Source organism: Cytobacillus sp., assembly GCF_964223445.1.
In the GTDB taxonomy this organism is placed as follows: Bacteria; Bacillota; Bacilli; order Bacillales; family Cytobacillaceae; genus Cytobacillus.
Genome location: NZ_CAXQGS010000027.1, coordinates 36254 through 46356, shown reverse-complemented (window position 1 = coordinate 46356; position 10103 = coordinate 36254). Strand labels below are relative to the sequence as shown.

Annotated in this window: 7 protein-coding genes; 1 reads left to right on the top strand and 6 read right to left on the bottom strand. The window is 43.0% G+C overall.

From position 1 onward, the window contains the following. Positions 1 to 447 precede the first annotated feature (447 nt). The 5 genes from ACEQ1T_RS03745 to zapA form a co-directional block, all read right to left on the bottom strand. On the bottom strand, positions 448 to 855 hold the full coding sequence (locus ACEQ1T_RS03745; RefSeq protein ID WP_206839031.1) for a DUF350 domain-containing protein: 408 nt from the start codon (positions 853 to 855) through the stop codon (positions 448 to 450). 70 nt (positions 856 to 925) lie between these two features. Continuing rightward, on the bottom strand, positions 926 to 3283 hold the full coding sequence (locus tag ACEQ1T_RS03740; protein WP_206839032.1) for an endonuclease MutS2: 2358 nt from the start codon (positions 3281 to 3283) through the stop codon (positions 926 to 928). A gap of 29 nt (positions 3284 to 3312) precedes the next feature. Next, positions 3313 to 5031, bottom strand: a complete 1719-nt coding sequence (gene polX / locus ACEQ1T_RS03735) for a DNA polymerase/3'-5' exonuclease PolX (protein ID WP_206839033.1) — start codon at positions 5029 to 5031, stop codon at positions 3313 to 3315. A gap of 395 nt (positions 5032 to 5426) precedes the next feature. Continuing rightward, entirely contained in the window at positions 5427 to 5969 is a 543-nt protein-coding gene (locus ACEQ1T_RS03730) for a CvpA family protein (protein ID WP_206839034.1), read from the bottom strand. A gap of 1 nt (position 5970) precedes the next feature. Beyond that, a complete protein-coding gene (zapA, locus tag ACEQ1T_RS03725; RefSeq protein ID WP_009333202.1) occupies positions 5971 to 6237 on the bottom strand; it encodes a cell division protein ZapA in 267 nt (88 codons plus the stop codon). A gap of 261 nt (positions 6238 to 6498) precedes the next feature. Between zapA and rnhC the strand changes: the two genes are divergently transcribed. Next, on the top strand, positions 6499 to 7437 hold the full coding sequence (gene rnhC / locus ACEQ1T_RS03720) for a ribonuclease HIII (protein ID WP_206839035.1): 939 nt from the start codon (positions 6499 to 6501) through the stop codon (positions 7435 to 7437). Between the two features lie 211 nt (positions 7438 to 7648). Here the strand turns inward: rnhC and pheT are convergent, their stop codons facing one another. Then, on the bottom strand, positions 7649 to 10063 hold the full coding sequence (gene pheT / locus ACEQ1T_RS03715) for a phenylalanine--tRNA ligase subunit beta (RefSeq protein ID WP_370221789.1): 2415 nt from the start codon (positions 10061 to 10063) through the stop codon (positions 7649 to 7651). Positions 10064 to 10103: the final 40 nt, after the last annotated feature.

Here is a 10103-nt window from a genome sequence, read left to right as displayed (position 1 = left end):
TGAAAGGAAACTGCTTATGATCCCGAGTCCCTATGAGCCGCAACTAGACAAGCTTGTGACCTCGAGGGGGTAGGCTGCTTGCGCTAGACAGTTATCGAAGTTCAAAGTTTCACTTGCTAAACTTTTAGAAAAACGATGGACACCTTCTGAACTTTTAGAACATTCTAACTGTTCGACCTTATTATAATATAATGCTGGTTCTATGACAATTAGAATAAGACCTTACACTCAGGAAGATATTTTTTTCAGAGGGCTGTCCAGCTAATCGGGGATATTCTTTTTAATTGGCACAAAAAAAAAATCGCCCTATATACTGGCGATTTTCCCATATCCCTATTTCACAAAAATATTATGTTAGGAAAAATATATAAATGGCCCCTATAAGAATAAACACTCCGCTAAGAACCAGCAGAACCTTCGCTAACTTTTCCAATGTTAATTCTCTCCTTATGATAAACCTGCACCGATGACATATGACAATCCGATTGACAGCACCATGGAAATAAAACCGACTGCTTTGTTATTATTTTCAATTTCTTCGTCAATTCTAAACTTAGGTGTTAAAAATTCAAATATGAAATAGCCGATCAATAAAAGAAAAAATCCAAAAATTCCCCAGGTAATCATTGTCAGCAAGGTATCATTATGCATGATGGAATGCCTGAAGATATTTGCAATTCCAAATATTTTCCCGCCGGTCGCCATTGCTACAGCGATATTTCCATTTTTGATTTCTTCCCAATTGCGATACTTGGTAACTAATTCAAAAATAGCTAAAAAAACAATCATACATAAAATGACAACACTGTAATAAGCAGCTGTCTGAATAAATTCATTTTCCCAAAATTCTTTCATTTCCATTCTCCCCGCTGGAATTAAGTACCCTCTCCCCTAATCAAAAACAAAAGGGGAGGGGCTGGCAAAGCTATTTAAATTCAACGACTGTAACCCCTGTGCCGCCTTCTCCTGCTTCACCAAATCGAATTTTTTTAACTGACCTGTGATTTTTTAGATACTCCTGAACACCCTGCCTCAAAGCCCCAGTTCCTTTACCATGAATGATGGAGACACGTGGATATCCAGCCAAAAGGGCATCATCTATATATTTCTCCACTCTTAATAGTGCGTTTTCATATCGTTCGCCCCGTAAATCAAGTTCAAGGCTCACATGAAAATCTTTGCCTTTTACGGTTGCAACTGGTTTTGTTTCAACAGGTTTTGGACTCTTGATATATTCTAAATCCTTCTCGGCAACTTTCATTTTCAAGATGCCGATTTGAACCTGCCATTCATTGTCAGACACCTTTTCAAGCAAATGCCCTTTTTGCCCGAAACTCAGAACTTTTACCTCATCACCTGCTTCAAAAACATGTTTATTATTGATTGGCTTTAATTTATTCTTTACCGAGCTCATCTGCGGTGCAGCATCGGACAGGCGTTTCTTTGCTTCTATCAGCTCATGTTCCTTTACTTCAGCATGTTTCTCCATGCGCATTTTTCTTAAGTCACGGATAATTTCTTCTGCTTCTGCCTTGGCTTTCTCAACGATATTCCCGGCTTTCTCTGCTGCCTTCTCATGCATTGCATCTTTTTGCTCATAAAATTCAGCCATTTGCTTTTGCAGATCTTTATGAAGTTTTTCTGCACTTTTCAAAAAGTCATTGGCTTCTTCCATGTCAGCCTCTGCTTGTCTGCGGCTTTCTTCTAGTGATGCAATCATATTTTCAACCTGATTTGTATCTGCTCCGATATAGGATCTTGCGGTATCAATCACTTGATCATTAAGCCCAAGCCGTTTTGATATTTCAAAGGCATTGCTTCGGCCCGGAACCCCAATCAGCAGCTTATAGGTTGGACTTAGCGTTTCAATATCAAATTCTACACTGGCGTTGATAACTCCTTCTCTGTTATAGCCATAGGCCTTCAGTTCAGGATAATGAGTTGTGGCGATAACTCTTGCCCCCCGCTTGTATACTTCGTCAAGAATAGAAATCGCCAGGGCAGCACCTTCCTGTGGATCGGTACCTGCACCAAGTTCATCGAATAATACCAGACTATTGAAGTCAACCTGGTCAAGAATTCCCACAATATTAACCATATGCGAAGAGAAGGTGCTCAAACTTTGTTCAATTGACTGTTCATCTCCGATATCAGCATAAACATTTCCGAAAACAGCCGTTTCAGAACCATCAAGCGCAGGGATCTGCAGACCGGCCTGAGCCATTAATGTGCAAAGCCCTACTGTTTTTAATGTAACTGTTTTACCGCCGGTATTTGGTCCTGTAATGACAATGGTAGAATATTCAGATCCGAGCTTAATATCATTTGCCACTACTTCATCCATAGGAATAAGCGGATGCCGGGCTTTAAATAAGGAAATTTTCCCTTCATTATTGATTTTTGGCTTGGAGGCTTTTATGCGTTTACTGTACCTGGCTTTTGCAAACGTAAAATCGACTTCTCCGAGCACATCTACAATGGTTTCCAGTTCACTGCTATTATCAGCGGTCTGTCCTGAGAGCACTATTAGAATCCGTTCGATCTCCTGCTGTTCTTTTACCCTGATGCCCTGTAATTCATTGTTCAGCTGGACAATGGACGCGGGCTCAATGAATAATGTCTGGCCGGATGAACTTTGGTCATGGATAATGCCTCCATAATGCCCCCGGTATTCCTGCTTTACAGGTATGACAAATCTGTCATTGCGGATTGTAATAATCGCATCGGAAAGCATTTTTTGTGCGCTGGAAGACCGAATCATGCTCTCCAGCCGCTCCCTTACGCGCGATTCTTTTGTGCGGAGCTGATTTCGAAGGGAACGGAGAGTCTCGCTTGCACTGTCAAGAACTTCCCCATTATCATCGACCGCATTGCGGATAGCTGTTTCCAAATCGGCCAGGACGATAATTTTATCTGTATATCCCAATAGGATCGGCAGGCTGCTTTCTTCGTCGGCAAATTCCTCGATAAATCTTTTCATCTGCCTGCTTGCATGAATCGTGCTGGATATCTGGTTAAGTTCCTGGGGACTAAGCATTCCGCCAATAACCGCCCGCTTCACATGAGGACGTATATCAAAAATGCCGCCAAGCGGTACATTCCCTTTAATTCTAAGCACTGTTACGGCTTCATCTGTTTCTTCCTGCCTGCGGATTACTTCTTCATAGTCAGTTGAAGGAAGAATATTTAAGGCCTTTTTTCTTCCCAAGGATGAAGAAACATGTTCTAGCAGCTGTTCCTTCACTTTAGTGAACTCAAGTATCTTCAATACTCTTTCTTGCATGAGGATTTTCCCCTTTCATGCCCAATTTCCTACTGCCGTTCTTTTAGAAATTTGAGCAAATCTTCTGTTTCCATGGCATTTAGAACGGAATCCTTCTTGATCCATCCCTTCTTTGCCGCGGAAACGCCGATTTCCATGTGATTTAGAGTGTCTATTTTATGTGCATCAGTATTAATCACTATTTTCACACCGGATTCCTGAGCTTGTCTGATATGCTCAGAAGCAAGGTCCAGCCGGTTCGGATTTGCATTCAGCTCAAGGGCTGTATTTGTTTCCTTTGCAAGCTCGATGAGCATTTCCATGTCTACTTCATAGCCTTCCCTGCGGCCGATCAATCTTCCCGTAGGGTGGGCAATAATGTCGACATGGGCATTATGCAGCGCCGATTTCAAGCGAGCCATGATTTTTTCCTTCGGCTGTGAAAAAGAAGAATGAATGGAAGCAATGACAATGTCCATTTCTTCGAGAAGTTCATCATCATAATCAAGCGATCCGTCGGGCAGAATATCCATTTCCACCCCTGATAGTATCGTGAAATCATCGAATTGCTCATTAAGCCGCTTTATTTCTTCTTTTTGACTGCGAAGTCTTTCAGCAGTCAAACCGTTCGCCACCTTCAAGTACTGAGAATGGTCTGTTATAGCCATATATTTATAGCCGCGGGCCCTGCAAGCTTCAATCATTTCCTCAATGGAATAGGCGCCATCACTCCAGGTTGAGTGCATATGAAGGTCACCCTTAATATCTTCAAGAGATATTAATTCCATGTCTTGCGTATATTCATCCACTTCTTTCCCATCTTCTCTAATTTCAGGCGGGAAGATTGGAAGTCCGAAATGGGCGTAAAATTCCTCTTCATCTTTAAATGTAAGGATTTCACCTGTTTCTGTGTTTTCAACTCCGTATTCACTGATTTTTTCCCCGCGCTCTTTTGCAAGCTGCCTCATTCTGACATTATGGTCCTTCGATCCAGTAAAATGATGGAGTGTTGTGGCAAATTCATGCGGCTCAACTAAACGGAAATCAGCCGATATATCATAGGAATGTTCAAAAACAACGGAAACCTTTGTATTTCCTGCGGCTATCACTTCTTTGATCCCGGATAAACTTAATAACTGCTCTTTGACAGAAGCAGGTTTGTCTGTAGCTATAATAAAGTCTAGGTCTTTGATTGTTTCCCTCATTCTCCTTAAGCTTCCTGCCCTTGAGTATTTTTCTATATCCTTCATTTCCCCCAGAGCGGCTTCTATGCCTTCTGCTATAGGCAGCATAAATGCAAGCGGCAGCCGTTCCGGTCTGGTTCCTGCATTTTCAAGGGCAGCGAGTATCTTTTCTTCCGATTTTTCCCCAAATCCTGCAAGGCCGCGGACCTTCTTATTACGGCACGCATCCTCAAGGTCTCCGGCATTTTCGACGCCAAGTTCTTTATATAGCTTGGCAATTTTCTTGCCGCCCAGTCCTGGAAGCTGAAGCAGAGGAATTAATCCGGAAGGCACTTCTTCTTTTAGTTCATTCAGAACAGAAGACTTTCCTTCTTTTATGTACTCCTCAATAACAGCAGCGGTTCCTTTCCCGATGCCGGATAACTTTGTAAAGTCTTTTATTTCTGTCAAGCTTTCATCATTGGATTCAAGTGCCAGTGCCGCTTTTCGGAAGGCAGCTGTTTTGAAAGGGTTTTCTCCTTTTAACTCCATATAAACAGCGATTGTTTCTAAAAGCCTGACAACATCTTTTTTATTTATACTCATGGAAACCACCTGCCCGTAACTGTATTCGTATCCGTATTATCTCTTATTTTGCGTTGGAACTTCAAATCTTGGCTATCTCTAAAGCCTCTTACTTAATAAGTGAGGTTTTACCTTTTAATATTGCCCGTTGGTTTCCACTGCGGACACTTGCTTTCCGCGGGGAGGCACAGAGCTCCTCGGCTTCGCCTGTGGGGTCTTCCGCTCCCTCTCCTCCCGCAGGACATTGAATAACCTCCCTGAGCAACACCGCACGAAGAAAATGCGAACGCATTTTCGAGGATCAAGCGTCCTCCGCTCCAACCAGCTATAGCGGATTTAGCTAGATTGTAGATTTAAATCCACAAAACTTATATTAACAGCCTTTCAAAAAGAAAACTCCTCTAGAAATAGAGAAGTTACGCAGCCATATATTCAACCCACATTTCTTTGAGCTGGTTAGAGAGAACAGGCGTATTCTTAACCATTAATTCTGCCATAAAGGAATTATTGATCGGCCCCTGCAGCACTTCTATTGGAACCAGTGCGGCTATGTATAATAGAATAAACATGATAAGATAGACTTCGATAAATCCGAGAATGCCGCCAGCCCAAACATTCAGCTGTTTTAAAACAGGAAGATGGGCAACAAAATCAAGCATGCTTCCGATAATCTGCAGTAATATTCTTACCGCAAAAAAAATCACGACAAATGCGATGGCGCGATAGTAAGCATCTTCAAGATCTGCATTCTCAAATAACATCTGAATCGCCGAGTCACTGCTAAAACTGGGATATGGCACCCATAAGGTCAGCTTAGGTGCTAGCTCGCCGTAATACATACGGGCTACAATGAAAGCAATAATAAATCCAGTCAAATGAATTAATTGGAGGATAAATCCTCTTTTCAAGCCTATAAAAAAGCCAAAAACCAAAATAATGATAATTGCAAGATCCAGCATACTACTTTCCGTCCTTTACTCTATTTAATTCGTTTTCCAGCCGTTCCAGACGGTCTGTTAGCTTTATATAATCATTAACAGCATTGACTGCAGTCAGCACGGCTAACTTACTAATGTCGAGTGAAGGATTCTTCGAACTGATCTCACGCATTTTATCGTCAACCAGCGAAGCGACAAGGCGAACATGGCTGGAGCTCTCGGAGCCTACTATTACATATTGCTGTCCATAAATATCTACACTTGTGCGATTTCTTTGTATCTCTGACAACGTCCATGCCCTCCTTCTTTAAAGAATCCTAATCAATATCATAACATGAACGTATATTGGTGGGAAGTCAAAGCATGTCAAAAGAGCTCAGTTCTTACGAAAAGCGGAAGCGCCTTGCCCACCCCTGACAAGTTGTGACCTCGAGGGGGTAGGCTGCTTTCGCTAGACAATTATCCAAGTTCAAAATTAAGCGGAATCTTTGTGCTTTTACCAACAAAAAGCAGCAGATTCAATCAGTTAACAAAGATGAGGAGAATTAATATGAGCCAAGTAGTACTTTTAAAAAAAGCAAATGAAATCTCAGAAATGAAAGCCTATTATTCAGGCAGCCTAAATGAAAAGCAGCCTCCTGGAAGCGTATTTGCTGCAAAGGTGCCAGGATGTTCGATCACTGCCTATAAATCAGGGAAAGTCCTCTTTCAGGGCAGCGGGAGTGAAACAGAGGCAAAAAAATGGGGAGATACCGCACGCAGTGCACAGCCAAACAAAAAAACCAGCCCGGCCGCTTCCAGCTTGCCGGAAAATATCAGTTCCCTTTCTGTCATAGGATCAGACGAAGTGGGTACCGGTGATTATTTTGGTCCCATCACGGTTGTTGCAGCTTACGTAAAAAAAGAGCAAATCCCTTTACTGAAGGAGCTTGGAGTTAAGGACTCCAAAAATCTGGGAGATGAAAAAATCTTTGAAATTGCAAAACAGATTAAAGATATCGTTCCTCACAGCCTGTTAACCCTCCATAATGAAAAATACAATAAGCTTCAGCAATCAGGGATGTCCCAGGGGAAAATCAAAGCATTACTGCATAATCAGGCAATCGGGCATGTTTTAGGGAAAATTGCTCCTGAAAAGCCTGAGGCCATTTTGATTGACCAGTTTGCAAAGAAAGAGGTTTACTTCAACTATTTGAAAAACCAGCAGACCATTCAGAGGGAACGGGTCCTTTTCAGCACAAAAGCGGAAGGTATCCACCTCGCAGTTGCAGCAGCCTCGATCCTGGCACGCTATGCGTTTGTGCGCCACTTTGAAAACCTTAGCACAAAGGCCGGTTTCCGGCTCACTAAAGGCGCCGGTCCGAAGGTTGATGAAGCAGCAGCCCGGCTGATCAGAGAAAAAGGGCGAGAGGCATTGCCTTCCTTTGTAAAACTGCACTTTGCGAATACTGAAAAGGCGATGAAGCTTTACAGCAGGAAGTATAATTGATAATGAAGCAGCCAATTTAAGGAGATTGGCTGCTTTTTTCCTGTTTAAGAGGACCATAACTCTTTGGAATATATATTTATCGACCAAAAGCAGAGGTTTATCGGCCAGTTTTGAGTATTTATCGGCAAAAATGAGAGGTTTATCGGCCAAATGAGCTGTTTTAACGGCCAAATAAAGAAAAGGCAGCCCTCGGGCTGCCTTCCTCATTATTTTATCCTCTCAATACTGCTCCGGCTTTTTCCTTCACAGCATCCAGCACTTTATCATGCGCTTTTGTAACATCTTCATCGGTTAGTGTACGTTCAGGGTCGAAGTATTTGAGGGAGAAGGCAATTGATTTTTTGCCCGCCTCCATCCGTTCGCCTTCGTACAGGTCAAAAACATGGACGTCTTTTAATAACTTGCCGCCAGCTTCTTTAATGATTCCTTCAAGCTCGCCAGCTGCTGTTCCCTTATCTGCTACAAGGGCAATATCCCTTGTGATGGAAGGGAAACGCGGGATAGCTTCATACTGCAAAGGTGAAACTTCCTCTTCCAGGATCGCCTTTAAGGAAAGCTCAAACGCATATGTTTCTTTCAAATCAAGCTCTTTTTCCACAGTTGGATGTATTTGGCCGACAAATCCCACTGATTTACCGGAAAGCAATACTTCTGCTGTTCTTCCAGGGTGCATCCCTTCCTTTTGTGCCTGACGGAATTCAGCATTATCGGATAGTCCCAGCTTATCAAATAAGCCCTCAAGAATTCCTTTTACAGCGTAAAAATCCACAGGCTTCTTTTCTCCCTGCCATGGGTGGCTGTGCCATAAGCCAGTAACCGCTCCAGCAAGGTGCTCACGCTCTTCAGGCAGATCCTCTTCTCCATTGGAGAGGAACACCGCTCCTGTTTCATAAACAGCCAGGCTGTCGTTCTGGCGTGCAGAGTTATATTTTAATACTTCCAGAAGCTGCGGAACAATACTTAATCGAAGCAGGCTGCGATCTTCACTCATAGGCATTGCCAGCTGCACAGGCTTGCGCGCTTCCAGTGCATATTGAGCCGCTTTTGCTTCATTTGTTAATGAATAAGTCACTGCCTGGTAAAGTCCAGCACCTTCAAGGTAACGGCGGACCAATCTGCGTTTATTCTGGTATTCAGTAAGATGCCCTGGGGTAGACGATCCAACCGGTAAAGTCGAAGCCAGATTATCGTAGCCAAATAAACGGCCAACTTCTTCAATAAGGTCTTCTTCAATCGTAATGTCGCCTCTGCGTGTTGGAACTGTAACAGTAATCGTATCATTATCAGTATTTGTTTCAAATTGAAGACGGGCAAATATATCCTCTACTTCTTTCATGGATAACTTCGTGCCAAGGACACGATTGATTTTTTCAAGCGTTACAGACACCACAGCAGGTTCCACTTGGAGTGCATCTGCTTCTGCAGAACCCTCAAGCACTTCCCCGCCCGCATATTGTGCAAGCAATTGAACAGCTCTATCTGCAGCAGCTCTAACTCTGTTTGGATCCACACCTTTTTCAAAGCGGGCACTTGCTTCGCTTCTTAAGCCATGGTCTTTTGAAGCTTTTCTAACCGTTGCCCCTTTAAAATAAGCTGATTCAATAAGTACATTTTTAGTGTCAGTCTGTACTTCAGAATTTGCCCCTCCCATGACGCCGGCAAGTGCAATTGGTTCTGTCCCGTTTGTTATTAAAAGATGGTCTGAGGTTAACTCACGCTTCGCATCATCAAGCGTAACAATTACTTCGCCATCGCTTGCTTTGCGGACAAGGATTTGCTTTGATCCCAGCCGGTCATAATCAAAAGCATGGAGCGGCTGGCCGTATTCAAGCAGAATGTAGTTTGTGATGTCCACCACGTTATTGTGAGGGCGAATGCCCGCCCCCATTAAACGAGCCTGCATCCATACAGGAGATGGACCGATTTTTACATTTTTCACCACTTTCGCCACATAAAGAGGATTATCTTCTTTTGCTTCCACCTGAATTTCAATGTAATCAGACGCCTTTTCAGAAGAAGTCTCAGCATGCGGCTCAGGAAGCTTTACATCTCTTCCTAAAATAGCTGCTACTTCATAGGCAACACCCAGCATGCTTAAGCAGTCAGATCGGTTCGGAGTCAATCCAAGCTCAAGAATCTGGTCGTCACGATTTAGCTGCTCAAGAGCATCCTGGCCAACTTCTGTATCATTAGGGAAAACATAAATGCCTTCAGAATATTCCTTTGCAATCAGCTTACTCTCAATGCCCAGTTCTTGAAGCGAACAGATCATTCCATTTGATTCTTCGCCGCGGAGCTTAGCGCGCTTAATTTTAAAATTGCCTGGAAGAACAGCTCCTACTGTAGCCACGGCCACTTTCTGTCCCTTATCCACATTTGGGGCACCGCATATGATTTGTACAGGCTCACCAGCTCCTGTATCAACTAAGCATTTATTCAGTTTATCAGCATTTGGGTGCTGTTCTCTTTCAAGGACATGCCCTACAACAACACCTTTGATGCCTTCATTCAAAACCTCTATGCCTTCAACTTCAATCCCGCTTTTTGTAATCTTTTCTGCAAGCTCTGCAGGTGTAACGCCTGATAAATCAACATATTCCTGCAGCCATTTATATGAAACGAACATTTATGATCCTCCTCTTTTATTGTCCAGCTCCGGCTCCTGG

What these genes read in the sequence shown, in the direction of transcription:
- ACEQ1T_RS03745 (WP_206839031.1), bottom strand. Translation starts at nt 855, where the DNA reads ATGAAAGAATTTTGGGAAAATGAATTTATTCAGACAGCTGCTTATTAC.
- ACEQ1T_RS03740 (WP_206839032.1), bottom strand. Translation starts at nt 3,283, where the DNA reads ATGCAAGAAAGAGTATTGAAGATACTTGAGTTCACTAAAGTGAAGGAA.
- polX (WP_206839033.1), bottom strand. Translation starts at nt 5,031, where the DNA reads ATGAGTATAAATAAAAAAGATGTTGTCAGGCTTTTAGAAACAATCGCT.
- ACEQ1T_RS03730 (WP_206839034.1), bottom strand. Translation starts at nt 5,969, where the DNA reads ATGCTGGATCTTGCAATTATCATTATTTTGGTTTTTGGCTTTTTTATA.
- rnhC (WP_206839035.1), top strand. Translation starts at nt 6,499, where the DNA reads ATGAGCCAAGTAGTACTTTTAAAAAAAGCAAATGAAATCTCAGAAATG.
- pheT (WP_370221789.1), bottom strand. Translation starts at nt 10,063, where the DNA reads ATGTTCGTTTCATATAAATGGCTGCAGGAATATGTTGATTTATCAGGC.